This window comes from Leisingera sp. ANG-M6 (genome assembly GCF_000813905.1).
In the GTDB taxonomy this organism is placed as follows: Bacteria; Pseudomonadota; Alphaproteobacteria; order Rhodobacterales; family Rhodobacteraceae; genus Leisingera.
This window is the reverse complement of the sequence record NZ_JWLG01000011.1, coordinates 130,241-154,774: the sequence shown is the minus strand read 5'-3', so window position 1 is coordinate 154,774 and position 24,534 is coordinate 130,241. Positions and strand designations below refer to the sequence as shown.

Below are 24,534 nucleotides of genomic sequence, written 5' to 3'. Positions count from 1 at the left end.
ACTAGCAGCGGAACCGCTAATCTGAGACCCAATCACCGCTGTGAAAACACCTGCAACACCGCCACCCACACTGGCATAAGCAGCGAGCGCACAGCACTCAGGAGCAGGGTTTCCCGCTCACACGGCCCGGAAAAGACAGACCATGAGCTCAGCGGAAGAAACCACTTCGCAAATTCTGACCACCCATTCCGTCGGCGCCACGGTGCAGGTGGTGATCGACACGCTGTTTGCCCGGATCAAATCCGGCACCTACCCGGTGGACACCCGGCTGCCCTCGGAACGCACACTGGCGTCCGAACTGGGCGTCGCCCGCAACACCGTGCGGGAGGCGCTGGATGTTCTGGCCACCCAGAACGTGATCCACCGCCGGGCCGGCTCCGGCAGCTTTGTGAAATACCGCTCCGACCCCAAGCCGGAAGCCACCTCCTATAGCTCGCTGGCCAACGAGGTTTCACCGCTCGACCATCTTGTGGTGCGCGGCATTCTGGAGCCGGAACTGGTGCGGCTGGCAGTGATCAACATGACCCCGCGCCAGATCGAGGAGCTGGATCAGATCCTGTCCCGTGTCGAAGCCGTGCGCACTGACCCAGGTGAATTCATCGATGCGGAGGAGGATCTCTACCGCAAAATCGCCGAAGGCACCGGCAACCCGCTGCTGCACTCCTGCTACGAGCTGACGATCGAGGCCTGCCGCCTGTCCTACCGCACTGCGCTGCGCCGCCGCCACCTGACGCCGCAGCGGATTCAGGACTACCAAAAGCGCTACAACACGCTGTTCAACGCCATCGCCTCGCGCGATGTGGAATCGGCGGTGGAATTCATCAAGCTGCACCTTATCGACGAGCAGAAGCTGCTGCTGCAGGAGGTCTGATCCCGCTCAGCCCTCCACCGCACGCGAGCTGACCTCGCTGCCCGGCGCATCGCTTTCCAGCCGCTGGTGCCATAGCTGCCCCAGCGCTTCCATCTCTGATTTCAGCAGACCTGAATGCTGCGCCAGCCAGGCGGGGATCGACTTGAAATCCGCAATCCGCGCCTTGCCGTCCTGGATCGTCACCACCGGCCAATCGCCCACCAAGGCATTGGAAATACCGAATATTTCTTCACCCCACCATTCCGCGTGGCCAAAGGCGTGGGTGACATGGCCCAGCTGTTTCATTGCTGCCAGCACCGAGGGCGGCGCGACCGATCCCGCCTTCTCCACCGCGCTGTGCCAGATATCCAGGATCGCCACATATTCCCAGCTCACCGCAGACCAGCTGCCCGGGAAACGCCGGTTGTACTCCTCATAGAACACATGCGGCCGGTTGAAGAAAAACGCCTTTTCCCGAAGCATCGGATCATCAAAATCCGGAAACTGGAACACCACCCCCTCCATGAAGTCCGGCGAGGTCCGCTCCACCAGCCGGTCATAACCGTCCATGGTGCAACTGATGATCTGCCCTTTGAAGCCTTTGGAATGGGCATATTCGGTCATTGCGTGCACCATCGGCGCATAAGACGAGCACCAGCACAGGATATCGGCGCCGCTTTCCAGCATCGGATCCACCACCGGCGCCGGATCACTGGAACCGGGATCATACTGCACCTCGTGCAGGATCTCCTTGTCCGCCGCCTTGAACGCCGCCCGGTATACAGCTTGCGAAGGCAGCCCCAGAAGATCGAACTGGCTGCACAGGGCCACCGTTTTCAGCTCCGGCCGGTTTTCCGCCAGCCAGGACACCCCGGTCACATTCTGAATCGGGTGCGCCTCGCTTGGCGCAATCAAATAGGGCGTGTCCGGCGACAGGTCGCTGGGCAGCAGCGTGGACGTCAGCACCTTGTTGCGCATCAGGAAGTCGCGCACCGGCGCAAAGGTATCACCGCCCAGCATCAGCATCAGCTTCACGTTGTGCTGCTGAACCAGTTCAACCGCACCTTCCAGCGCGCGTTCAGGGTCGTAGCCGCAATCGTATGAGTGGATCCGGATCGGATAGCGGCGGCCGCCGATCAGCACCCCGCCGGCCTTGTTCAGCCCGTCCTCCCAGATCCGGCAGCCGTTCAATCCGGGCAGCCCCCAGCTCTCCACAGGACCCGAAAGCGGGCCAAGGAACCCGATATTCACTGATTCTGCCATCCCCACGGACAGCCGCGGCAACGCCGCGCGGGCGGTCAACTGGTGCACAAAACTGGTCGTCTTCATATTTGAAATCCTACCAAGAAAACAACGCGTTTCCAGTCCAATTGCGCCCAAAAACATTCCGCATGTGAAAAAATGTTGACTTATTGGTGCAAGTTTGGACCTAATTGGACCAGACCAAATGAGCCAAATTAAGATATTGGTCCGAACCAACGGGAGAACCAGATGACCAAGAAACGTATTGCCATCATTGGCGCCGGCCCTTCAGGCCTGGCCCAGCTGCGCGCCTTCCAGTCCGCGGCCAACAAGGGCGAGGAGATCCCGGAAATCGTCTGTTTTGAAAAGCAGGACGACTGGGGCGGCCTGTGGAACTACACTTGGCGTACCGGCCTGGACGAAAACGGCGAGCCGGTGCACTGCTCTATGTACCGCTACCTGTGGTCCAACGGGCCCAAGGAAGGCCTGGAGTTTGCCGACTATTCATTCGAAGAGCATTTCGGCAAACAGATCGCCTCCTACCCGCCGCGCGCCGTGCTGTTCGACTACATCGAAGGCCGGGTGAAAAAGGCGGATGTGCGCAAGTGGATCCGCTTCAACTCCCCGATCCGCTGGGTCGAATACAACGAGGACAAGGGCAATTTCACCGTCACCGTGCATGACCACGCCAAGGACAGCACCTACAAGGAAGACTTCGATCACGTGATCTGCGCCTCGGGCCACTTCTCAACCCCGAATGTGCCGTTCTACCCTGGTTTCGACACCTTCAACGGCCGCGTCCTGCACGCCCACGACTTCCGTGATGCCCGCGAATTTGCAGGCAAGGACATCCTGCTTTTGGGCTCTTCCTATTCTGCCGAAGACATCGGCTCCCAGTGCTGGAAATACGGCGCCAAGTCGATCACCACCTCCTACCGCTCAGCACCGATGGGCTTCAAATGGCCGGACAACTGGGACGAGGTTCCGGCGCTGGAATCGGTGTCCGGCAACACTGCCACCTTCGTTGACGGCACCGAGAAGGAAGTCGATGCGATCATCCTCTGCACCGGCTACAAGCACTTCTTCAACTTCCTGCCGGACGACCTGCGCCTGAAAACCGCCAATCGCCTGGCCACCGCCGACCTCTACAAAGGCGTGGTCTTTGCCCATAACCCCAAGATGTTCTATCTGGGCATGCAGGATCAGTGGTTCACCTTCAACATGTTCGACGCCCAGGCCTGGTGGGTCCGCGACGCGATCATGGGCAAGATCCAGATTCCGGCGGACAAGGAAACCCTTCTGGCCGACGTCAAGGAGCGCGAAGAGCGTGAGGAAGCCTCAGACGACGTCAAATACGCGATCAAGTACCAGGGCGACTACGTGCTGGAACTGATCGAGGAGACCGACTACCCGACCTTCGACGTGGCGGGCGCCTGCCAGGCCTTCTATGAGTGGAAAGGCCACAAGGCCCAGGACATCATGGCCTTCCGCAACAACTCCTACAAATCAGTGATCACCGGCACCATGGCACCCGTGCACCACACCCCGTGGAAGGACGCCCTGGACGACTCGCTGGAAGCATATCTGCAGAACTAGGGACTCGTCCCCGGCAGATACGCCTGCGCCGTTTTCCCCTTCCTGTACGGCGCAGGCATCCCTTCGCCGCTGTGCGAATCTCTCTTCGCAAGCTATTATTCACCTCATGCAGCGCGATAACACCATGACACTCGGCTTTCTGATTTTTCCCGGCTTTCCAATGGCCTGCCTGACCTCGGCCATCGAACCCCTGCGCGCGGCAAATGAAATTGCCGGCTCTGAAACCTTCCGATGGAAACTGGTGTCCGAAACCGGCAGCAGCGTGAACGCCTCCGCCAATGTGGCCTTCCAGCCCGACTGCGCCCTGGATGAGGCCGACGGCGTCGACACCCTGTTCCTCTTGTCCAGCCCGCAAGGCAAATTTGAGGACCCCAAGGCCTCCAACGGCAAGCTGCGCCACTTGGCCCGGCACGGCACCACCATGGGTGCAGTCTCCGGCGGCGTGTTCCCGCTGGCCCGCTCCGGCCTGCTCGACGGCCACAGCTGTTCGGTCCACTGGTGCTACAAGGCAGCCTTCACTGCCGAATTCCCGTCTCTCGCCACCGTCGATGACGTGATCGTGCTGGACCGCCGCCGGTTCACCGCCAGCGGCGCCGCGGCGATGTTCGACCTGTCGCTGAAACTGATCGAGCGCGCCATGGGCGACGCCGTGATGACAGAGGTCGCCTGCTGGTTCCAGCACCCGATGGTCCGGGCCGAGGGCGTGCGTCAGAAAATCCCCGCCTTCAAGACCGACAGCACCGCCGACAGCCTGCCGCCGCCGGTTGCCAAGGCGGTTGAGCTGTTTGCCGACAATCTGGAGCACCCGGTCTCAATCCGTGATGCCGCCAGCGAAATCGGCGTTTCGCCGCGCCAGCTGGAGCGCAGCTTCAAGGCCGCCACCGGCCAGAGCCCGGCCATCTATTACCGCACCCTGCGGATGAACGCGGCACGGCAGCTGGTGATGTATTCCCGCGACTCGATCACCTCGATCGCCAATGCGGTGGGCTATGCCACCTCCTCCACCCTGTCGCAGCACTACCGCGAAAGCTTCGGCGTCACCCCACAGGAGGAACGCCGCAAGGTGAACCTGTTCAGGGTCCAGGACAACAGGCCCATCCCTTCGGCCTGACCCTCCCAGGCAGCAAAGACCAGACACAAAAAGGCCGGTGGCTTTCTTTGGAAACCACCGGCCTTTTTCTTTTTTCAGATCATAGACTTAGCAGCCGCCACCAGCGCGTGATGCAGCGATGCTGCCGAGGACCGCGGGCCGATGATCGAATATCCCTGCCCCGGCGTCTGGCACAGCAGGAACACGCCCAGATGCTCCATCGAGGTGCGGGTGGCATCGCCCGCCTTGCCCGCGCGGACATTGGCATTGCACAGCCGCTCCAGCACGTCAAAGCAGCGCGGGCCTTCCATATCGAAGCGGCACCAGCCGTCGGTCTGTTCCACCACGGAGCCAGCCTCGCCCACGGCCCGCTTCAGATCCGCCGCCATCAGTTCGTGGCTGTCATGCGGCGCAGAGACCATCCACAGGTCCGGCCCCATCCACCAGGCAGAAAACACACCGTGCTCACCCCAGCCGGCAGGTTCAGGAAGGGCACCGCCCAGATAAGACGCGGCCGCAGATTTCACCGCATTTTCGCTGCCTTGACGCGCCGCCAAGGAGGCCAGCGCCCGGTCAGTGACTTCCCGGATCTGGAGACCCGTGAAGACATCCACCCGCGGCTCATACCCGCCCAGCGGAGAGATGGCTTTGAGCCCATGATTATCAAACTTACCCACGGAGACGCTCCCCTTCCGGATCCACAAAATGCGCGCTGACAACTTCGACCTGGATTTCCTTGCCCTCCAGCGGGTTGACCGCTCGGATCACCTCGCCTTTGCGGCTGTCGCCGCGCTTCAGGAAACCGATCCCGATCGAACAGCCCAGCACCGGCGAATAGGCCGCCGAGGTGATATAGCCCTGATCGGTGGCAGCACTGACCTCGCCATCGGCATTCATCAGATGCGCCCCGGCCTGCACCGGATCGGCGGCATTCACCGGCTTGAAACCAACCAGCTTCAGCGCATCCTCCTGGTTCATCCCCTCGCGTTCGCTCAGGGTATTGCCGATGCAGTCCTTCTTCTTGCTGACCATCTTGCCCATGCCGAGGTTCAGCGCCGAGGTGGTGCCGTTCAGCTCATTGCCGGCGGCATGGCCCTTCTCGATCCGCATGACGCCCAGCGCCTCGGTGCCGTAAGGCACAGCGCCGAACTCTTCGCCTGCTTCCATCAGCTTGCGGATCATCGCATCGCCATAGCGGGTCGGTACCGCGATCTCATAGGCCAGCTCGCCCGAGAAGGAGATCCGGAACAGCCGCGCCCGGCAGCCGCCCGCCACGGTGATCTCACCGCAGCCCATGAAGGGGAACGCCTCGTTCGAGATATCGAACTCGGGGTCCACGACTTTTTGCAGCAGCTTGCGGGCATTCGGACCCGCCACCGCGAACTGCGCCCAGGCCTCGGTTGTCGAGATCAGCTGCACATCCATGTCAGGGAACAGGCACTGGCGCGCAAATTCCATGTTGCGGTAGACCAGAACTGCGTTGGCGGTGGTGGTGGTCACCACGAAATGATCCTCGGCAAACCGCGCCGCGGTGCCGTCGTCATAGGCAATGCCGTCCTCGCGCAGCATCAGCCCATAGCGGACCTTGCCCACCGGCAGTTTGGCAAAGGCATTGGCATACATCTTGTTCAGGAACTCGGCAGCATCCTTGCCCTGCACATCGATCTTGCCCAGCGTAGTCACGTCGCAGATGCCGACCGAATTGCGGGTCTGCAGCACCTCGCGGTCCACCGACTGGCGCCAATGGGTTTCGCCCGCCTTGGGGAACCACTGCGCGCGCAGCCACTGGCCGACCTCGACAAACACCGCACCCTGCTCCTCGGCCCATTTGTGACTGGGGGTCTTGCGGGTCGGGCGGAATTCCTCACCGACGGACCGGCCTGCCATCACACCAAAGGAGACCGGCGTATACGGCGGGCGGAACATGGTGGTGCCGACCTCGGGGATCTGCTTGCCCGCCAGCTCAGCCATGATCGCCAGGCCGCCCATGTTGGAGGTCTTGCCCTGATCGGTCGCCATGCCAAGGGTGGTGTAGCGCTTCAGATGCTCGACAGAGCGGAAGTTCTCCTGATGCGCCAGTTTCACGTCCTTGACAGTGACGTCGTTCTGCTGGTCCAGCCAGGCGCGGCCCTTGCCTTCCTTCACGTACCAGAAGGGGGTCACGTTGACAGGCGCATCCTCGGCCTCAGGCAGCTCACCGGCTTTTGCCTCGATACCCAGCTTCGACAGCGCGGCCACGGCGCCCTCGGCACCGGCGCGCAGCGCGGCGGCGGTGGAGAAATCGCCATTGGCGGCACCGGCGACGACCATGTTCTGCGGCAGCTCGCCTGCCGGCACAAAGGCCGCAATATCCTCGCGCCAGGCCGGGCGGCCGCGTTGGTGGCAGGTCAGATGCACGTTCGGGTTCCAGCCGCCGGAGACCGCCAGCGCGCCGCAAGGCACGTCGCGGGTGATACCGCTAGCCAGACGAAGGCGGACGGATTCCAGGCCCAGCCGGCCCTTGGTGTCGATCACCTGGGCACCGGCAAACAGCTCGGCACCTTCGACCTTGGGCGCGTCGGTGCGGGTATCGATCACCGCCGTCACCTTCACGCCCTTGGCGATCAGGTCGGCGGCAGTGCGGTGGCCGTCGTCGTTGTTGGTGAAAACCGCAACGGTTTGGTCCGGCGTCACCGCCCAGCGGTTGGCATAGGCGCGCACGGCACCGGCCAGCATCACGCCGGGACGGTCGTTGTTCTCAAACGCAATGGGGCGTTCAGTTGCGCCCGCCGCCAGCATCGCCCGCTTGGAATAGATCCGCCACAGGATCTGCCGCGGCTTGCCCGCCTCCGGCGCCAGCACGTGGTCGGCAGTCCGCTCCACCGCGCCATAGATACCGTGATCAAAGGCGCCGATAATGGTGGTGCGCGGCATCACCCGCACGTTCGGCATAGCCGCCAGCTCCGCTTGCGCCTGCTCGACCCAGGCAGCACCGGTCAGGTCGCCAACACCGAAGGTTTCCGCATTCAGACGCCCGCCTAGCAGAAAGTCCTCGTCGGCAATAATCACCTGCGCGCCCGCCCGGCCCGCGGTCAACGCCGCCATCAGGCCGGTGGGGCCGGCCCCGATCACCAAGAGGTCGCAATGCAGGAAACCCTTGTCATAAGCATCCGGATCGGCCTCAAAGCTGATACTGCCCAGACCCGCCGCCTTGCGGATGATCGGCTCGTACAGTTTTTCCCAGAACGCTGCAGGCCACATGAACGTCTTGTAGTAGAAACCCGCGGTCAGGAAATTCGAGAACCGGTCATTGATCGCCATGAAGTCATGCTGCAGCGACGGCCAGCGGTTCTGCGAGTTCGCTTCCAGCCCGTCATACAGCTCCGCCACGGTGGCGCGGGTGTTCGGCTCCTGCCGCCCGCCGCTGCGCAGCTCGACAAGCGCGTTCGGCTCTTCGGAGCCGGAGGTCAGCACGCCCCGCGGACGGTGGTATTTGAACGACCGGCCCATCAGCCGCACGCCATTCGCCAAGAGGGCCGAGGCCAATGTGTCGCCCTCAAATCCCTTGAAACGCTTGCCATCGAAGGTGAAGCTCAGCGGCTTGCCGCCCTTGATCAGCCCCCCGTCCAAGCGGTTCACCTGCACCCCCTTGCGGGCACCGGTGCTGCCGTCGGCCTGAAAGGCCACGCGGCCGGCATTCATCACTGCGTCAGTCATTTGCTGCGCCCCCTTGCCCGGGCCACATCACGGGCCAGTTCGACATTCAGGATTTCGTGGGTCACGGTGTTGCGGGTCACCACCAGCCAGGACCGGTCGCCCTGCTCATGGAACCACAGTTCACGGTGTTCGCCCGCCGGGTTGTCGCGCAGATACAGGTAGTCGTGGAACTGATCCGCCGCATTGTCAGCCTGCCAGTCCGGCCGGTCGATCAGGGACGCATCACCCAGGTAAGTGAACTCCTGGAAATCCCGCGGCCCGAGGATCGGATGGTTGATAATCATCGCTGTCTTCCTTTCCTCAGTGCAGGTTCGGCTGGGCGCCCTGGCCCTTTTCGTCGATCATGCAGCCGCGGCGGAACCGGTCGAGCCGGTAGGCCGTTGCCACCTTGTGCGGGGTATCGGTCGCCAGCAGATGCGCATAGCACCAGCCCGAGGCCGGGGTTGCCTTGAATCCGCCGTAGCACCAGCCGCCGTTGAAATAGAGACCGTCGATATGCGTCTTGTCGATGAAGGGGGAGCCGTCCATCGACATGTCCATGATACCGCCCCAGCTGCGCAGCATCCGCACCCGGCCCAGCGCCGGGATCAGCGCCATGCCACCTTCCATCACGTCCTCGACCACCGGCAGGTTGCCGCGCTGCGCATAGGAGTTGTACATGTCCAGATCGCCGCCAAAGACCAGGCCGCCCTTGTCCGACTGGCTGCAATAGAAGTGACCAGCGCCAAAGGTGATGACCCCGTCCAGCACCGGCTTCAGCCCCTCAGAGACAAACGCCTGCAGCACGTGGCTCTCGATCGGCAGGCGCATGCCCGCCTTCTCCATCACCCGGCTGGAAGATCCAGCCACACAGCTCGCGACCTTGTTGGCGCCGATGAAACCCTTGGTGGTCTCCACGCCCAGACACTTGCCGTTTTCGATCTTGAAACCTGTGACTTCGCAGTTCTGGATGATGTCCACGCCGCGCAGGTCTGCCCCGCGGGCATAGCCCCAGGCCACCGCATCGTGGCGCACGGTGCCGCCGCGGCGGTGCAGGAGGCCGCCCTTGATCGGGAAACGCGCATCATTGAAATTCAGGAACGGGTACATCGCCCGCACGCCATCGGTATCCAGCAGCTCCGCGTCGGACCCGTTCAGGATCATCGCATTGCCCCGCCGCCGCGCCGCATCACGCTGCGCATCGGTATGCACCAGGTTCAGAATGCCGCGCTGGCTGACCATGGCGTTATAGTTGAAGTCCTGCTCCAGCCCTTCCCACAGCTTCAGCGACAGCTCGTAAAACGGCTCGTTGCCGTCCAGCAGGTAGTTGGAGCGGATGATGGTGGTGTTGCGGCCCACGTTGCCGCCGCCGATCCAGCCCTTCTCGATCACCGCGACGTTGGTGATGTTGTGGTTCTTGGCCAGGTAATAGGCCGTCGCCAGCCCGTGCCCGCCGCCGCCGATGATCACCACATCGTAGCTTTTCTTGGGTTCCGGATCACGCCAGGTCGGGCGCCATCCCTTGTGGCCCGTCAGGGCCTCCTTGATCACTTTCAGGCCGGAGTACCGCATGATGTCCTCATCAACTGTCCCCGGCAGAATGAGCGAGAAATGCGTCACATCACAGAGGGATTTCGGACATCGGCAGCGCCATTTGCGTCACAGGCGGGAAATCACCTGTGCAGATGCAGCATCACAGGTTGCAGCAATGCAGTCTCAAGCCATAGTTAGACAATTGATTTTATTTGACAATAGTATGAAAATCATTGACCCGCCACAAAACTGAATAATCTGGTCCATTTGCGTCACGCACCCCGGCATCCGCGCCAAATGCGGCAAATCCGACTCACTCCGGCAGGTCGATCTGGTCCAGCTCGTTTAGCAGATCCAGCAGAGCCTCATAGCGCTCCACCCCCATCTTCCGGCGGGTCTGCTCCATCAGCTCCAGGCTGGCCTCCAGGTTGTCGGTGATGATCTTCTCCCCTGCAGGCGCAATCCGCACCACCTGACGGCGGCGGTCTTCTTTGTCGCGCTCCCGGCTGATCAGCTGCTTTTCCTCCAGCTTCTGCAGGATCCGCGTCAGGCTGGGCAGCAGCAGGCAGGCCTTGTCGGCGATCTGGGTTGGATCAATCGGCCCGCTCTCCTGCACCACCCGCAAAACGCGCCACTGCTGCTCGGTAAGCCCCGCGCCGCTCAGCAGGGCACGGATCGGACCCATCACACGCTCCCGCGCCCTCAAAAGGGCAATGGGCAGCGAACGGTCGGTGGAGGGCATCATCCTGATCATACGCGATTATCACCCCGCTTCCGGCTAAACGCAATTGCCGCTTGGGTTTCTTCCGCTTGACTCATCGCCGCACAATTGCTAAACATGTTAAGTAATTCAGGAGAGGTAACGCAGATGCCGCACATCACGCTGGACTACTCAGCCAATATGGAGGCGCGCACCGACATCGCCGCCCTGTGCTGCCATCTGCGGCAGGCAGCGGCAGCCACCGGCGTGTTCCCCCTTGCGGGCATCCGGGTGCGTGCCTTTGCGGCCAATCACACCTCCATTGCCGACGGCGATGACCGGCACGGCTATCTCGACATCTCCATCCGGCTGCGCGCGGGCCGTGACCTGGACACCCGCAAACGCGCAGCCCAGGCGGTGTTCGAGGCAGCGCAATCCTTCCTTGAGCCGGCCATGCGACAGCACTCCATCGCGCTGTCGCTGGAGATGCGCAACATCGACCCGGAGCTTTCCCCGAAATGCGGCACCATCCGCGACCACATGCAAAAGGCGGACCAGTGATGAGCGATCTGACCACCAACATCGAAACTCTGAAAAGCCACCTGGCCCGCTTCCGCGAGACCGGCATCCTGAACCTGATCGGCGGCGAGAGCCGCCCCGCCGCCTCCAGCAACACCTTCAAAACATCGTCACCCGTCGATGAAAGCGTGATCTGCTCTGTTGCCAAAGGCGGCGCTGAGGACATCGACGCCGCGGCAGCGGCCGCCAAGGCGGCCTTCCCCGCCTGGCGCGACATGCCGGCGCTGGAGCGTAAGAAAATCCTGCACCGCATCGCCGACCTAATCGTCGAACGCGCCGAGGAAATCGCGCTGTGCGAATGCTGGGACACTGGCCAAGCCCTGCGCTTCATGTCCAAGGCGGCCCTGCGCGGTGCTGAGAACTTCCGCTTCTTTGCCGACAAGGCCACCTCCGCCCGCGACGGCCAGCAGCTGCAATCCCCGACACTGATGAACGTGACCACCCGGGTGCCAATCGGCCCGGTCGGCGTCATCACCCCGTGGAACACGCCTTTCATGCTGTCAACCTGGAAGATCGCACCCGCGCTGGCCGCCGGCTGCACCGTGGTCCACAAACCGGCTGAATTCTCGCCGCTCACCGCCCGCATCCTGGCCGAAATCGCCCACGAGGCAGGTCTGCCCGCCGGTGTCTGGAACCTGGTGAACGGCTTTGGCGAGGATGCCGGCAAGGCCCTCACCGAACATCCAGACATCAAGGCCATTGCCTTTGTCGGCGAGTCCAAAACCGGATCGATGATCATGAAACAGGGCGCCGATACCCTGAAACGGGTGCATTTCGAGCTCGGCGGCAAGAACCCAGTGGTGGTCTTCGATGACGCTGACCTCGACCGCGCGCTCGATGCCGCGATCTTCATGATCTACTCGCTGAACGGCGAGCGCTGCACCTCCTCCTCGCGCCTCTTGGTGCAGGAGAGCATCGCGGAGGAGTTCGAGGCCAAGCTGATCGAACGCGTGAACAACATCCGCGTCGGCCACCCGCTGGACCCCGCCACAGAGGTCGGCCCGCTGATCCACAAGGTGCATTTCGACAAGGTCACCTCCTACTTCGAGACCGCCAAACAGGACGGCGCCACCATCGCCGCCGGCGGCACCCGCGCAGGTGATCAGGGCTGGTTTGTCCGCCCGACCCTGTTCACAAATGCCACCAATGATATGACCATCGCGCAGGAGGAAATCTTTGGGCCCGTCCTCACCGCGATCCGCTTCAAGGACGAGGATGAGGCTCTGTCATTGGCCAATGACACCCAGTACGGCCTCACCGGCTATGTCTGGACCAACGACCTCACCCGCGCCCTGCGCTTCACAAACGCGCTGGAGGCCGGGATGATCTGGGTGAACTCAGAAAACGTCCGCCACCTGCCCACCCCCTTTGGCGGGGTCAAGGCCAGCGGCATCGGCCGCGATGGCGGCGACTGGAGCTTCGAGTTCTACATGGAACAGAAACACATCGGCTTTGCCCTGGGCCACCACAAGATCCCGCGCCTCGGCGCTTGACCTCAAGGAAACGCGCAACCCGTCTTTGAGGAGAAGACCATGGGAGAAATCGTTCTCGCCGCCAAATGCACCCACGTGCCCACCATGCTGATGTCGGAACAGCCCGGCCGGCTGGAGGGCACCCGAAAGCCCGCCATCGACGGCCACCGGGAAATCGCCCGTCGCGCCAAGGAGCTCGGCGCCGATACCATCGTGATCTGCGACACCCATTGGGTGATCAACGCAGGTTTCCACATCAACGCCAATAGCCGGTTCAAGGGGCTGTTCACCTCCAACGAATTCCCCCAGTTCATCCAGAACCTGCCTTATGAGTACGAAGGCAACCCGACCCTCGGCGATGCCATCGCGGCGGCGGCCTCGGACAAGGGCGTCTATACCCTGTCGCATCAGCTCGACTCGCTGGAACTGGAATACGGCACCCTGGTGCCGATGCGCTTCATGAGCCGCGAGGGCGATTTCAAGGTGGTCTCCATCGCCGCCTGGTGCACCGTCCACGATCACGGCGAAAGCCGGGTGATCGGCGAGGCCATCCGCGAGGCGGTCGAAGCCTCGGACAGCAAGGTGCTGCTGGTCGCCTCCGGCTCGCTCAGCCACAAGATCTGGGCAAACAAGGATTATGCCGCCAACAATGGCACCTTCACCATCAGTTCCGAGTTCAACCGCCAGATGGACCTGCGGGTGCTGGAACTGTGGCAGAAGGGCGACCACGCCACCTTCCTCAAAATGCTGGGCGAATACGCCGACTTCTGCTGCGGCGAAGGTTCCATGCACGACACCGCCATGCTGTATGGCGCGCTTGGCTGGGACAGCTACACTGCCCCCTGCGAAGTGATCACCGAGTATTTCCCCAGTTCCGGCACCGGCCAGACCAACGTGATCTTTCCGGTTCAGTAATAGGAGACCCCCAAATGCCCGTCCCCGCCCCGAACCTCTATCCGCCCTTCAACATCGTGCGGCTCAGCCACGTTGAATACGCCGTGACCGACCTCGCCGCCTCCCGCGCCTTCTATGTGGATACGCTCGGCCTGCAGGTGACGCATGAGGACAGCGAGCGCATCTATCTGCGTGCGATGGAGGAACGCGGCCACCACTGCATCGTGCTGGTACAGGCGGACACGGCCTCGGTCGGGGTGCTGGGCTTCAAGCTTTATGACGCGCCGGACCTAGACAAGGCGGCGGAGTTCTTCATCTCCAAGGACCTGCCGGTGGAATGGGTCGAGCGCCCGCACATGGGCAAAACCCTGCGCACCCGCGACCCCTGGGGCATCCCGCTGGAGTTCTACGTCAAAATGGACCGGCTGGAGCCGATCCACCAGAAATACAGGCTCTATAATGGGGTAAAACCGCTGCGCATCGACCATTTCAACATGTTCAGCGCAGATGTGGACGGCGCAGTTGCCTTCTATAACGAGATGGGTTTCCGGACCACCGAGTTCACCGAAGATGACGAGAGCGGCAAGGTCTGGGCCGCCTGGATGCACCGGAAGGGCGGCGTTCATGACGTGGCCTTCACCAATGGTCTCGGCCCGCGCCTGCACCACACCGCCTTCTGGGTGCCGAACCCCTTGAATATCATCGACCTGTTGGACCTGATGTCGACCACTGGTTATGTCGATAACATCGAGCGCGGCCCCGGCCGCCACGGCATCTCCAACGCCTTCTTCCTCTATGTGCGCGACCCAGACGGCCACCGGATCGAAATCTACTGCTCTGACTACCAGACCGTCGATCCGGATCTGGAGCCGATCAAATGGTCGCTCACCGACCCGCAGCGCCAGACCCTTTGGGGCGCCCCGGCGCCGCGCAGCTGGTTTGAGGAAGGCTCGGTGTTTGAAGGCACCACTCCGAAACCCAGCGCCTTGAACGCGCAGCCGATTATTGCACCCTAAACATCAGGATCGCGACCGTCCCGAGGGTGTGCGCAATCGCGCCCCGGTAGAAGTAAGGTAAGAAAAATGAAATGGGATGAATTCTCCGAATGGGGCCGCCGGGTCGCGGATTGGACCCAGGACTACCACCTGACCGTTGGTGACCGCCCCGTGCGCGCCAGAACCAAGCCCGGTGAAGTGCTGAACGCCCTGCCCCAAACCCCGCCTGAGGATGGCGAGGGGATGGAGGCGATTTTCCGCGATTTCGAGGACATCGTGATGCCCGGCATCACCCATTGGCAGCACCCGCGCTTCTTTGCCTATTTCACCTCCAACGCCGCCGCGCCCTCGGTGCTGGCGGAATTCCTCGTCTCCGCCATCGCGCCGCAATGCATGCTGTGGCAGACCTCGCCGGCGGCGACCGAGATGGAAACGCGGATGATGGACTGGCTGCGCCAGGCGCTGGACCTGCCGGACCAGTTCCAGGGCGTCATCCAGGATTCGGCGTCCTCCGCCACCCTCGCCGCCGTCCTGACGATGCGGGAAAAGGCGCTGAACTGGCAGGGCAACCAACAAGGGCTGTTCGGCAAGAAGGCGCTGCGCATCTATTGCTCCTCCGAAGTCCACACCTCCATCGACCGCGCCATCTGGGTCGCGGGCATCGGCCAGCAGAACCTGATCCGCATCCCCATCAAGGGCGACTGGCGCGGCATGGACCCCGATGCGCTGGAGGCAGCAATTCAGGCCGACCTCGCCGCAGGCCACCAGCCCGCGGGCGTCATTCTCTGCGTCGGCGGCACCGGCGTTGGCGCCACCGACCCGGTGGACCAGGTGCTGGACATCGCGGAAAAATACGGCCTCTACACCCATGTGGACGCCGCCTGGGCCGGTTCTGCGATGATCTGCCCGGAATACCGCCACTACTGGCCGGGGGTGGAACGCGCCGACAGCATCGTCTTCAACCCGCACAAATGGCTCGGCGTGCAGTTCGACTGCTCCGCCCACTTCCTGAAGAACCCGGATGATCTGGTGCAAACCCTCGCCATCAGCCCGGAATACCTCAAAACCCACGGCCATGACGGCATCATCAACTATTCCGAATGGTCGGTGCCGCTGGGCCGCCGCTTCCGCGCGCTCAAGATCTGGTTCCTGATCCGCACCTACGGCCTCGAAGGGCTGCGCCAGCGGTTGCGCAATCACATCAACTGGTCAAACCAGCTGCACGAAAAGCTCCAGTCAGAGCCTGATTTCGAGATCACCTCCGCGCCGATGTGGTCGCTCTGGTCATTCCGCTACGCGCCCGAGGGCGCCGCGGATCTGGACGATTTGAACCTGCGGCTGGTCAACTCAATCAACGATGACGGCCGCATCTACCTGACCCAGACCCGCCTCGACGGCCAGCTGGTGATCCGCTTCCAGGCGGGTCAATTCGAGACCACGGAAGCAGACGTGATGACGGCCTTCGACGTCATCACCGAAATCGCAAGGAACCTGTAATGACGCGCTTTGCCACCTACACCGCCGACGGCGAAACCTTCTATGGCGCAGTCACAGATGCGGGCATGATAGCCCTGTCACCACAGTTCCCGGACTGGCCCACCCTGCGCGAGGTGATTGCCGCGGACGGCCTGGCCGCGCTGGCTCAGGCCGCCGAAGGCCAACCCGTGACCCACACGGATTTCACTTATGAGATCCCCATCCCCAACCCGGAAAAGATCCTCTGCGTCGGCGTCAACTTCCCGGACCGCAATGCGGAGTACAAGGACGGCTCAGCCCAGCCCAAGCACATGTCCCTGTTTCCCCGCTTCCCGCGCTCCTTCACCGGTGCTGGGCGCCCGCTGATCCGCCCGCCGGAAAACCACACCCTGGACTACGAGGGCGAGGTCGCCGTGGTGATCGGCAAGCCGGGCCGCCGGATCAAGCCCGAAGACGCCTATGGTCACATCGCGGCCCTGACGCTGGCAAACGAGGGCACCATCCGAGACTGGGTGCGCCACGCCAAATTCAACGTGACACAAGGCAAGAACTGGGACAATTCCGGCGCCATCGGCCCCTGGCTTGTGCCTTTCACCGACGCCGCGCAGCTGGATGAGGCCCGCATTGTCACCCGTGTGAACGGAGAGATCCGCCAGGATGACAACCTGGCCCGCATGATGTTCCCGATCCGCGAAGAAATCGCCTATATCTCCACCTTCACGACCCTGCAGCCCGGCGACGTGATCATCACCGGCACCCCGACAGGCGCAGGCGCGCGGTTTGATCCGCCGAAGTACCTGAAACCCGGTGACGTGGTCGAGGTTGAGGTCGAAGGCATCGGAACCTTACGCAACACGGTTGAAGATGAGTTCAGCGGGGGAGAGGCATGACCCCGAAACAGCATCAGGAAGCCGCTGACCGTCTGTTCAAAGCCGAGCAAACCGGCCAGCAATGCGGCCTGCTTTCCCTGGCCTATCCCGGCATGACGCTGGACGATGCTTACGCGGTACAACAGGCTCTGATAAGGCAAAAACTGGCTTCTGGCGCCAAGAAAATCGGCTGGAAAATCGGCCTCACCAGCCGCGCCATGCAGCAGGCGCTGAACATCACCACTCCCGACAGCGGCGTGCTCTTGGACGACATGGCATTTGAAAACGGCGCCACCGTTCCTGCTGGCCGCTTCATCCAGCCGCGGGTGGAGGCGGAGATTGCGTTCATTATGAAATCCCCTCTCGCAGGTGCCGAGTGCACCCGCGAGGACGTGCTGTCCGCAACGGGTTCTTTGGCCCCGTCGCTGGAGATCCTCGACACCCGCATCCTGCGCGCCGACCCCGCCACCGGCCAGGCCCGCATCATCACCGACACCATCAGCGACAACGCCGCCAATGCCGGCGTGGTTCTGGGGGCGGAGCGCCACGCGGTGGACGCGCATGACCTGCGCTGGGTCGGCGCCATCGCCTCCCGCAACGGCACAGTCGAGGAAACCGGCCTCGGCGCGGGTGTTTTGAACGATCCCGTGACTTCGGTCCTGTGGCTGGCGCGGCGGATGGCGGAATATGGACAACAGATCGAGGCCGGGGATATCGTGCTCTCGGGCTCTTTCATCCGCCCCATCGAATGCCCGCCGGGCACGGAGACCGCCGCAGATTTCGGCCCCTTCGGTTCCGTATCCATCAATTTCGCCTGACAGGAGGCCCCCATGCCCGCGCCCAAGAACCCCTTTAAACAGGCTCTAACACAGGGCAAACGCCAGATCGGCTGCTGGATGAGCTTTGCCGACGGTCAGCTCGCCGAGATCATGGGCACCTGCGGCTTCGACTGGCTGGTGATCGACGGCGAGCATGCCCCCAACGACATCCGCTCGATCCGCGACCAACTGATGGCGCTGGCGGCCTCGCCCAGCCACCCGGTGGTGCGGGTGCCGGTGGGGGAGACTTGGATGATCAAGCAAGTGCTGGATGCAGGCGCCCAGACGGTGCTGGTGCCGATCGTCGAAAGCGCCGAACAGGCCCGCGAGCTGGTCCGCGCCTGCCACTACCCGCCCAAGGGCCTGCGCGGCGTCGGTGCCACGGCGGCCCGCGCCACCATGTTCGGCACGGTCTCCGAGTATATCCAGACCGCCGATCAGGAGGTCTGCCTGCTGGTGCAAGTGGAAAACCGCGCCGGGATGGCTGCGTTGGACGAAATTCTGCAGGTCGAGGGCATCGACGGCGTCTTCATCGGCCCGGCGGATTTGTCCACCGACATGGGCCACCAAGGCAACTCCGCCCACCCGGAGGTGCGCGCCGCAATTGCTGATGCCATCACCCGCATCAAGGCGGCTGGTATCGCCCCCGGCATCCTCGGCACCACGGATGAGGCTACTCAGGCCTATGCGGACATGGGCGCGCAGTTCCTGGCGGTCGGCATCGACGTCATGGTGCTTGCCCGCAACGCCCGTGATTTAGCGGCCAAGTGGAAGGCAGACTAACCGCCTGCCGTACATCGCAAAGGAAGCACTCCCGCGCCTGCCCGCTGCTCCGGCTTTGCCAGCGCAGCGGCAGCTGTCTTGGGCGTGGCACCGCGCCAAGCGCGGTGCCACGCCCAACGGGAGGAAGGTATTTTCAATGCCTGACGACGGGCGGGAGCCACCTGTCCGTTGCCTGACACCAAACCAGCATCAGCGCAGCAGCATACCCTCGGGCCAGCTGAGCGTGGTGTCCAATTGGATGGTCTCGCTCACACCAGCCGCCAGCTCCAGATCCCAGGCCAGAATGCCGCGCTGCTTCTCGACGTTTTCCTTCGTGGGCCGCGGCGTGGCGCTCCAAGTGATCTCCAGATCGTCCTGCTGCGAATAAGGCACCTGGTCCAGAACCCGCACGTTCCAGTCCTGCGCTGTCAGGTTCTCCACCGTGATCTCCACCTTCTGCACCTGCGCGTTGCTGCGTGAGATCAGCCCCTGCTCACCCTCGCTCTGCCCCAGCACGTCGCGGCGCAACTGAAGCCCTTCGATGGGGCCGAACCCTGCGTCCATCTCCGCCCCCGGCGCCAGCCCGGCGAAGTCCTCCACTGTGACCAGCTTGCCATCGACAAACCGCGGCACCTCATCCGAGGCCAGCAGCTGCTCGGCAAATGTGTTGGTGAAGGTCGCGACCCGATAAGCCGTGTCATCCCGTGACGGCACCGCCACCGCCTGCACTTTTGCCTCCGCCGTCAGGCTGTCCATTTCCAGCCGCAGCAAATCGGCGCCGGAGGCAATCGAGACCGGCAACCCGAAGCGGTAGGTCGCCGCCGCACCGCTCAGATCCGCACCCCAGCCGGGACTTCTGTATTCCTCAACAATGGGCGCTTCCAGCACCGGCTCTGCCAGCGCAGACAGTTCCGCCACATCCTGCCCCATGGATTTCAGCGCCCGCGGCGGCTGCGGCTCCTCAATCCGGCGCAGCCAGGGGCGCAACGCAGACGGGCTGCCCTGCTCACCGGGCACCGCGGTCGACAGGGTCAGTGCCACATCCTGCCAGTTCTCGCCGGTGTCCTGCACAAGCATCACCGCCCGCTTCAGGATCACCTGCTGCTCCGTCACGGTATTCAAGTGCATCTCATAAGACGGCTGCCAGCCGATATTTCCCGCGCCCGCGGTATAGTAGCTCACCTTGACGGCGCCCTCACCCGCCTGCTCTGCCTCGATATCCACCGCGATGTACAGCCGGTCGTCATCCTCGAGCGTGATCGCCGCCAGTGCCGCCTGCGCCTGTGCCAGCTCCTCCTTCAAGTCCTCCAGCTGCAGTTCTATCCGGCGCGCCTCGGCTTCTGCCTCCACCGCCGCCTGGCTGGCCCCCGCCGCCTCCGCAGAGATCATCCGGGCAATTTCACTCAGCGCAGCGGCATCCGCCTCCGCCAGCCCTTCGTTTGCGCCCAGCTGCTGCAGGAACCCGATTGAGGCCTCCGCCGCCCGCACCCCGGCGCGTGCCTGCGCGGCCTCGTCCCGCACCGCGGCAATCCGCGCCTCGACTTCGCTCACCCGCGCCTCGGCGGCCTCGACCTCAGGGTCATCCGCATCGCGCGGCGGCACGTAATTCTCACGCAGCAGGGTGGCGACGCGGCGGGCGCCGGCGATCTCCACCTGCAGTGTCTCCAGCGCAGCCGTTCTGGGCACGTTCTGCAGGATCAGCCGGTGGCGCCCCTCCGGCAGGGTCAGCGCTGCGCTGCGGGTAATTTCCGCCAGACCAGGGTACAGCGTCACCTCCGACACCGTGCTGCTGACGGGGATAGTGTCCGCAGCCGCCGCCGCGGCAATTGAAGAAAAGGCAAAAGCCATCAAGGAAAATCGCATTGGCATCTCTCAATCAAAAATCACGGCGGTGGTCCCGCCTGATGCCATGCTACCCCCGCCAAGAAGGTCCGGCCAGCCCGGCCGTTGCCTGCCTCAGGCCCGCGGCAGAAGTCTGCCCAAACGCTGTTCCAGCACTGCCGCAGGAAACCCCAGAAACCGGCAAGAGCAGATCTCCACATGGCTGTGAATATCGCAGAGCAGCAGGCGCAGCCCTTTCCGGCGCAGGTAAAACCCGTGCAGCTTCAGCCCCTTGCGCAGCTCCAACCAGCTTTGGGCGGAATGAAAGATCCCCGCCAGCAGCATCCGCAGCTGCGCCGCCATCTCCGAATCCAGCCGCTTGTGGATGCGCGCGCTGGCCCAGGCGGTCTGGGCCGGGGCAGCGTTCCGGTTCACGAAAACTGGGGGAATTTCCTTATGCGCCAGCATGGCCTGTCCTCCTTCACTTCTTTGTTCAGGATCAGGTTAGGCCCGGCCGCCGCCCTCCGGCAGGGGCGCAAAAGCAAAGGGGGCGCCTCTTTCGAAGCACCCCCCTCACCAAAAGGATATATGCCTCAGCCCTTCTTCAGGACCTCGCGGCCCAGCAGTTCGGCAATCTGCACCGCGTTCAGCGCCGCGCCCTTACGCAAGTTGTCGCTGACACACCACAGGTTCAGGCCGTTCTCGATGGTCGAATCCTGGCGGATGCGGCTGATGAAGGTGGCAAAATCGCCAACGCATTCCACCGGGGTCACGTAGCCGCCGGCCTCACGCTTGTCGATCACCATGATGCCGGGCGCCTCGCGCAGGATGTCGCGGGCCTCGTCCTCGTCCAGAAAGTCCTCGAACTCGATGTTCACGGATTCGGAGTGGCCGACAAACACCGGCACCCGGACGCAGGTCGCGGTGACCTTGATCGACGGATCGACGATCTTCTTGGTCTCGGCAACCATCTTCCATTCTTCCTTGGTCGAGCCGTCTTCCATGAAGACGTCGATATGCGGAATGACGTTGAAGGCGATCTGCTTGGGGTAGACCTTGGGCTGCACTTCCTGCCCAGGGACGTAAACGCCCTTGGTCTGGTTCCACAGCTCATCAATCGCGTCCTTGCCGGAGCCGGACACCGACTGGTAGGTCGAGACCACAACGCGCTTGATCTTGGCGCGGTCATGCAGCGGCTTCAGCGCCACCACCATCTGCGCGGTGGAGCAGTTGGGGTTGGCGATGATGTTTTTCTTGGCATAGCCGTGGATCGCCTGCGGGTTCACTTCCGGCACGATCAGCGGGATGTCCGGGTCGTAACGGTAGAGCGACGAGTTGTCGATCACGGTGCAGCCCGCCGCAGCGGCCTTGGGCGCGTAATCCTTGGTCGCGGCGGAGCCGACGGCAAACAGCGCCATGTCCCAGCCGGTGAAATCGAAGGTGTCCAGATCCTGGGTAGTGAGTGTCTTATCGCCAAAGCTGACTTCAGTGCCGAGAGATTTGCGGCTTGCCAGCGCAGCGATCTCATCCACAGGAAACTGGCGCTCGGCCAGGATGTTCAGCATTTCGCGGCCCACGTTGCCAGTGGCGCCAACGACGACGATGCGGTAACCCATTTGTCTGTTTCTCCAGTATTGCCCGGCCCCATGGCCGGCGCGGGAGTGATACTGCCTATGGGGACAAGTTTAAAGGGGCCGATCAGTCCATGCTGTCGCGGCTGAGCAGATAAATTGCGCAGCCGAGCCCCAGAAGCACCAAAAAGAAGGTGAAAATACCCGTGTAGGGCAAGGATGGGTCCGCTCCGGCCAGATTTGCGTGGAGACGGCCCGTTGCAAACTGCATGATTCCCACCCCGCCGATGCCAAACAGGTTCAGCAGCGTCACCCCCCGCCCGGCCAGATGCGGCGGCACAAAGGCACGCCCGTGCGCCATGATCACAGGGAAGGACGCGCCAAAGAAGCCAACGGCCGCCATCATGACCACCGGCATCCAGACCGGCGCGCCGGTGGCCAGGATCAGCCCGCCCAGGGCCGCGCAGCCCAACAGGTTGCCGCCCAGGATCAGCCACTTGCGGGTGCCCAGCACCCGGTCCAGCGGCCCATAGGCAAAGGTGCCGGCAATCATCGCTGCCCCCATCACCAGCGTCGCCAGCCCCACAGCCTGGGTGCTGAGTCCGTAGACATCGCTTAAGTAAGGCCCGATCCAAAGCCCCCGCAGCGCTCCCGACGGCGCATAGGCCACCAGCATCAGCGGGAAGATCGCCCACATCGCCGGCATCTTCAGCAGGTCCAGCACCGATCCCGTGTGCTCCCCTTCAGGCTTGTCCGGATCACTGACGGTCATGAAAATCCCCGCCGCGACGATACCCGAAACAACCGCCAGCCCCGCCAGCGTGCCGCGCCAGCCGAACAGATCAACCGCCAGTGCAGTCGGGTAAGACGCCACCAGGTTGCCGGCCGACCCCACCCCCAGCATCAGCGCCGCCAATGTGGCGAAACGCGCGGGCGGGTACTGGCGGGCGAAGATATAGTAGGACGCCATCAGCACCGGCGAACAGCCGATGCCGATCAGGAACATGGCGGCACCGACATGCCAGGGGGCTGTAGCAGCGGCAAACAGCGCCGCACCGCCGCCGCCGCCCAGCAGCAGCAGCAGCGACGCCGTTTTGCGGGGTCCTACGTGGTCCAGCGCCCAGCCTACCGGCAGCTGCATTGCCGCAAAGGACAGAAACCAAAGCCCGGAGGCAAAGGCCAAATCATCCGGCGCAGCACCGATATCCAGCCCCAGCACCCCGGACAAAACGGCCAGGAAGGCGCGAAAAAACTGACTCAGCACATAGGCCAGGCACAATAAGATCAATCCTGCCTGCATTTTCTCTCCCCCAAGTCCTGCACAGTTTTTCGTGACTGCCGTACAGCTTGCATGTTTGGCGCGGGCGCACAATTTGTTTACACAGAAACGGCAGGCCGCGGGACCGTGCCACAGAGGGAAGACGCATATGACGACGGACACTTTCTATGCCAGCCTCCCCAAGGTCCGCGATTTCAGCGATCTCTCCGACCCCTCGGTCTTTGCGCCGCTGCCCGGCGATTGGCTGCTTTGCTGCACCGATATCGTGAATTCCACCGGACTGGTGAAGGCAGGCCGCTACAAGACCGTGAACATGGTCGGCGCCGCAGTGATTGCCGCCATGCGTAACGCGCTTAAGGGCGAGGCGTTTCCCTATGTCTTCGGTGGCGACGGCGCTTCTTTCGCGGTGCCGCCCCGCCATCAGGCCACAACACAGCGCGTTCTGGGATCCTTGCGCAGCTGGACCGAAGATGAATACGGCATCTCCCTGCGCGCCGCGGTCCTTCCGGCCTCTGCGATCCGCGACGAGGGGCTGGATGTGCAGGTGGCCCGCTACGCGGTGTCGGACCACGCCGATTTCGCCATGTTCAGCGGCGGTGGCCTGGCCTGGGCGGAAGCGCAGATGAAGGCCGGCGCCTTTGCGGTTGCCCCTGCCCCGCAGGCGGACCCGCCCGACCTCGCAGGCCTCTCCTGCCGCTGGAGCAACACCCCCGCCCGACACGGCATCATCCTGTCTGTGGTGGCCCAGCCCGCCCCCGGCGCCAGCCCGCAGGACTTTGCCCGGCTCGCCGCTGATGTGCTGGATCTGGCGGCAGAGCTCGAGGACAGCGGCCACCCCGTTCCCGAGGCAGGCCCCCGGCTGCAGTTTCCGCCTGCCGGTCTGACGCTTGAGGCCAAGGCCTCCCGCGGCCGGCTGCCATTGTTCCTCCGCAAGCTCTATCTGCTAGGCCATTGCGCCTTTGCCGCCTGGGTTTTCACCGGAAAACGGCGCGTGGGCGCATTTGACACGCTGCATTACCTGTCGATGCTGCGGGCGCATTCCGACTTCCGCAAATTCGACGACGGGCTCAAGATGACACTGGACTGCACGCCCGGGATCAGCCGCCGCATTCGCCAGAAACTGCAACAGGCCGCCTCGGCCGGTCTGGTACAGTTCGGACTGCACGAACAGGACGCTGCCATGGTCACCTGCATCGTGCCCTCTCCGGTGGAGGACGATCACATCCACTTTATCGACGGCGCGGCAGGGGGCTATACGCAAGCAGCCGCCAATCTGGCGGCTGCATTCGGGATCAGCAAGGAAACGGCCTGA

General features: G+C 63.3%; 22 protein-coding genes. 12 read left to right on the top strand and 10 right to left on the bottom strand.

The window, feature by feature from the left end; genetic code table 11:
* Positions 1–142 precede the first annotated feature (142 nt).
* Complete coding sequence (locus RA24_RS09080; RefSeq protein WP_019294531.1) at positions 143–871, top strand: FadR/GntR family transcriptional regulator; 729 nt, start codon at positions 143–145, stop codon at positions 869–871.
* Positions 872–877: 6 nt separating this feature from the next.
* On the opposite strand, the gene RA24_RS09075 is transcribed toward RA24_RS09080, so the two are convergent.
* Positions 878–2,179, bottom strand: coding sequence for an ABC transporter substrate-binding protein (locus RA24_RS09075; RefSeq protein WP_039172923.1), 1,302 nt, complete (start codon positions 2,177–2,179; stop codon positions 878–880).
* 162 nt (positions 2,180–2,341) lie between these two features.
* Here RA24_RS09075 and RA24_RS09070 point away from each other — a divergent pair, with 162 nt between their 5' ends.
* The gene (locus tag RA24_RS09070; RefSeq protein ID WP_039191111.1) at positions 2,342–3,688 is read left to right on the top strand and encodes an NAD(P)-binding domain-containing protein; all 1,347 of its coding nucleotides are present in this window, start codon (positions 2,342–2,344) and stop codon (positions 3,686–3,688) included.
* A gap of 106 nt (positions 3,689–3,794) precedes the next feature.
* Positions 3,795–4,799, top strand: a complete 1,005-nt coding sequence (locus tag RA24_RS09065; protein WP_019294534.1) for a GlxA family transcriptional regulator — start codon at positions 3,795–3,797, stop codon at positions 4,797–4,799.
* 74 nt (positions 4,800–4,873) lie between these two features.
* Here the strand turns inward: RA24_RS09065 and RA24_RS09060 are convergent, their stop codons facing one another.
* The 5 genes from RA24_RS09060 to hpaR form a co-directional block, all read right to left on the bottom strand.
* Positions 4,874–5,455 carry a sarcosine oxidase subunit gamma gene (locus RA24_RS09060; protein ID WP_039147022.1) on the bottom strand — a complete coding sequence of 194 codons (582 nt, stop codon included), beginning with the start codon at positions 5,453–5,455 and terminating at the stop codon, positions 4,874–4,876.
* A complete protein-coding gene (locus tag RA24_RS09055) occupies positions 5,448–8,459 on the bottom strand; it encodes a sarcosine oxidase subunit alpha family protein (protein WP_052269567.1) in 3,012 nt (1,003 codons plus the stop codon). The genes RA24_RS09060 and RA24_RS09055 overlap by 8 nt, the downstream gene beginning before the upstream one ends.
* A gap of 11 nt (positions 8,460–8,470) precedes the next feature.
* Positions 8,471–8,758: a sarcosine oxidase subunit delta gene (locus RA24_RS09050; protein ID WP_019294538.1), complete on the bottom strand. Its 288-nt coding sequence runs from the start codon at positions 8,756–8,758 to the stop codon at positions 8,471–8,473.
* Positions 8,759–8,774: 16 nt separating this feature from the next.
* The gene (locus tag RA24_RS09045) at positions 8,775–10,025 is read right to left on the bottom strand and encodes a sarcosine oxidase subunit beta family protein (protein WP_019294539.1); all 1,251 of its coding nucleotides are present in this window, start codon (positions 10,023–10,025) and stop codon (positions 8,775–8,777) included.
* 274 nt (positions 10,026–10,299) lie between these two features.
* Positions 10,300–10,740: a homoprotocatechuate degradation operon regulator HpaR gene (gene hpaR, locus RA24_RS09040; protein ID WP_039191110.1), complete on the bottom strand. Its 441-nt coding sequence runs from the start codon at positions 10,738–10,740 to the stop codon at positions 10,300–10,302.
* A 114-nt stretch (positions 10,741–10,854) separates the two neighbouring features.
* Here hpaR and RA24_RS09035 point away from each other — a divergent pair, with 114 nt between their 5' ends.
* The 8 genes from RA24_RS09035 (at position 10,855) to RA24_RS09000 (ending at position 18,572) form a co-directional block, all read left to right on the top strand.
* The gene (locus tag RA24_RS09035) at positions 10,855–11,247 is read left to right on the top strand and encodes a 5-carboxymethyl-2-hydroxymuconate Delta-isomerase (protein WP_039147016.1); all 393 of its coding nucleotides are present in this window, start codon (positions 10,855–10,857) and stop codon (positions 11,245–11,247) included.
* Positions 11,247–12,758, top strand: coding sequence for a 5-carboxymethyl-2-hydroxymuconate semialdehyde dehydrogenase (gene hpaE, locus RA24_RS09030; protein WP_039191108.1), 1,512 nt, complete (start codon positions 11,247–11,249; stop codon positions 12,756–12,758). The genes RA24_RS09035 and hpaE overlap by 1 nt, the downstream gene beginning before the upstream one ends.
* A gap of 39 nt (positions 12,759–12,797) precedes the next feature.
* Positions 12,798–13,652 carry a 3,4-dihydroxyphenylacetate 2,3-dioxygenase gene (gene hpaD / locus RA24_RS09025; RefSeq protein ID WP_039191106.1) on the top strand — a complete coding sequence of 285 codons (855 nt, stop codon included), beginning with the start codon at positions 12,798–12,800 and terminating at the stop codon, positions 13,650–13,652.
* Positions 13,653–13,666: 14 nt separating this feature from the next.
* Positions 13,667–14,647, top strand: coding sequence for a 3,4-dihydroxyphenylacetate 2,3-dioxygenase (gene hpaD, locus RA24_RS09020; RefSeq protein ID WP_039191104.1), 981 nt, complete (start codon positions 13,667–13,669; stop codon positions 14,645–14,647).
* 66 nt (positions 14,648–14,713) lie between these two features.
* Positions 14,714–16,123, top strand: a complete 1,410-nt coding sequence (locus tag RA24_RS09015) for a pyridoxal phosphate-dependent decarboxylase family protein (RefSeq protein WP_039191102.1) — start codon at positions 14,714–14,716, stop codon at positions 16,121–16,123.
* On the top strand, positions 16,123–16,992 hold the full coding sequence (locus RA24_RS09010; protein ID WP_039191101.1) for a fumarylacetoacetate hydrolase family protein: 870 nt from the start codon (positions 16,123–16,125) through the stop codon (positions 16,990–16,992). The genes RA24_RS09015 and RA24_RS09010 overlap by 1 nt, the downstream gene beginning before the upstream one ends.
* Positions 16,989–17,789 carry a 2-oxo-hept-4-ene-1,7-dioate hydratase gene (gene hpaH / locus RA24_RS09005; protein ID WP_039191099.1) on the top strand — a complete coding sequence of 267 codons (801 nt, stop codon included), beginning with the start codon at positions 16,989–16,991 and terminating at the stop codon, positions 17,787–17,789. The genes RA24_RS09010 and hpaH overlap by 4 nt, the downstream gene beginning before the upstream one ends.
* Before the next feature lie 12 nt (positions 17,790–17,801).
* Entirely contained in the window at positions 17,802–18,572 is a 771-nt protein-coding gene (locus tag RA24_RS09000; protein WP_019294548.1) for an aldolase/citrate lyase family protein, read from the top strand.
* A 189-nt stretch (positions 18,573–18,761) separates the two neighbouring features.
* Here the strand turns inward: RA24_RS09000 and RA24_RS08995 are convergent, their stop codons facing one another.
* From RA24_RS08995 to RA24_RS08980, 4 genes are all read right to left on the bottom strand, one after another.
* Positions 18,762–20,399 (bottom strand): DUF4139 domain-containing protein, encoded by a 1,638-nt coding sequence (locus RA24_RS08995; protein ID WP_082020340.1) that lies wholly within the window; start codon positions 20,397–20,399, stop codon positions 18,762–18,764.
* 108 nt (positions 20,400–20,507) lie between these two features.
* Positions 20,508–20,840, bottom strand: a complete 333-nt coding sequence (locus RA24_RS08990) for a hypothetical protein (protein WP_052269565.1) — start codon at positions 20,838–20,840, stop codon at positions 20,508–20,510.
* A 125-nt stretch (positions 20,841–20,965) separates the two neighbouring features.
* Positions 20,966–21,988, bottom strand: coding sequence for an aspartate-semialdehyde dehydrogenase (locus tag RA24_RS08985; RefSeq protein ID WP_019294551.1), 1,023 nt, complete (start codon positions 21,986–21,988; stop codon positions 20,966–20,968).
* An 82-nt stretch (positions 21,989–22,070) separates the two neighbouring features.
* Positions 22,071–23,243 (bottom strand): MFS transporter, encoded by a 1,173-nt coding sequence (locus RA24_RS08980; RefSeq protein ID WP_019294552.1) that lies wholly within the window; start codon positions 23,241–23,243, stop codon positions 22,071–22,073.
* A 127-nt stretch (positions 23,244–23,370) separates the two neighbouring features.
* Here RA24_RS08980 and RA24_RS08975 point away from each other — a divergent pair, with 127 nt between their 5' ends.
* Positions 23,371–24,534, top strand: coding sequence for a DUF3095 domain-containing protein (locus RA24_RS08975; RefSeq protein WP_039191096.1), 1,164 nt, complete (start codon positions 23,371–23,373; stop codon positions 24,532–24,534).

Excerpts from the sequence above, each read along its gene's own strand:
- RA24_RS09045 (WP_019294539.1), bottom strand. The coding sequence starts at position 10,025 with ATGCGGTACTCCGGCCTGAAAGTGATCAAGGAGGCCCTGACGGGCCAC.
- RA24_RS08990 (WP_052269565.1), bottom strand. The coding sequence starts at position 20,840 with ATGCTGGCGCATAAGGAAATTCCCCCAGTTTTCGTGAACCGGAACGCT.
- RA24_RS09070 (WP_039191111.1), top strand. The coding sequence starts at position 2,342 with ATGACCAAGAAACGTATTGCCATCATTGGCGCCGGCCCTTCAGGCCTG.
- RA24_RS09035 (WP_039147016.1), top strand. The coding sequence starts at position 10,855 with ATGCCGCACATCACGCTGGACTACTCAGCCAATATGGAGGCGCGCACC.
- RA24_RS09055 (WP_052269567.1), bottom strand. The coding sequence starts at position 8,459 with ATGAATGCCGGCCGCGTGGCCTTTCAGGCCGACGGCAGCACCGGTGCC.
- RA24_RS08985 (WP_019294551.1), bottom strand. The coding sequence starts at position 21,988 with ATGGGTTACCGCATCGTCGTCGTTGGCGCCACTGGCAACGTGGGCCGC.
- RA24_RS09065 (WP_019294534.1), top strand. The coding sequence starts at position 3,795 with ATGCAGCGCGATAACACCATGACACTCGGCTTTCTGATTTTTCCCGGC.
- RA24_RS09080 (WP_019294531.1), top strand. The coding sequence starts at position 143 with ATGAGCTCAGCGGAAGAAACCACTTCGCAAATTCTGACCACCCATTCC.
- hpaE (WP_039191108.1), top strand. The coding sequence starts at position 11,247 with ATGAGCGATCTGACCACCAACATCGAAACTCTGAAAAGCCACCTGGCC.
- hpaH (WP_039191099.1), top strand. The coding sequence starts at position 16,989 with ATGACCCCGAAACAGCATCAGGAAGCCGCTGACCGTCTGTTCAAAGCC.
- hpaR (WP_039191110.1), bottom strand. The coding sequence starts at position 10,740 with ATGATCAGGATGATGCCCTCCACCGACCGTTCGCTGCCCATTGCCCTT.
- RA24_RS09050 (WP_019294538.1), bottom strand. The coding sequence starts at position 8,758 with ATGATTATCAACCATCCGATCCTCGGGCCGCGGGATTTCCAGGAGTTC.
- RA24_RS09000 (WP_019294548.1), top strand. The coding sequence starts at position 17,802 with ATGCCCGCGCCCAAGAACCCCTTTAAACAGGCTCTAACACAGGGCAAA.
- RA24_RS08995 (WP_082020340.1), bottom strand. The coding sequence starts at position 20,399 with ATGGCTTTTGCCTTTTCTTCAATTGCCGCGGCGGCGGCTGCGGACACT.
- hpaD (WP_039191106.1), top strand. The coding sequence starts at position 12,798 with ATGGGAGAAATCGTTCTCGCCGCCAAATGCACCCACGTGCCCACCATG.
- RA24_RS09010 (WP_039191101.1), top strand. The coding sequence starts at position 16,123 with ATGACGCGCTTTGCCACCTACACCGCCGACGGCGAAACCTTCTATGGC.
- RA24_RS09015 (WP_039191102.1), top strand. The coding sequence starts at position 14,714 with ATGAAATGGGATGAATTCTCCGAATGGGGCCGCCGGGTCGCGGATTGG.
- RA24_RS08975 (WP_039191096.1), top strand. The coding sequence starts at position 23,371 with ATGACGACGGACACTTTCTATGCCAGCCTCCCCAAGGTCCGCGATTTC.
- hpaD (WP_039191104.1), top strand. The coding sequence starts at position 13,667 with ATGCCCGTCCCCGCCCCGAACCTCTATCCGCCCTTCAACATCGTGCGG.
- RA24_RS09075 (WP_039172923.1), bottom strand. The coding sequence starts at position 2,179 with ATGAAGACGACCAGTTTTGTGCACCAGTTGACCGCCCGCGCGGCGTTG.
- RA24_RS08980 (WP_019294552.1), bottom strand. The coding sequence starts at position 23,243 with ATGCAGGCAGGATTGATCTTATTGTGCCTGGCCTATGTGCTGAGTCAG.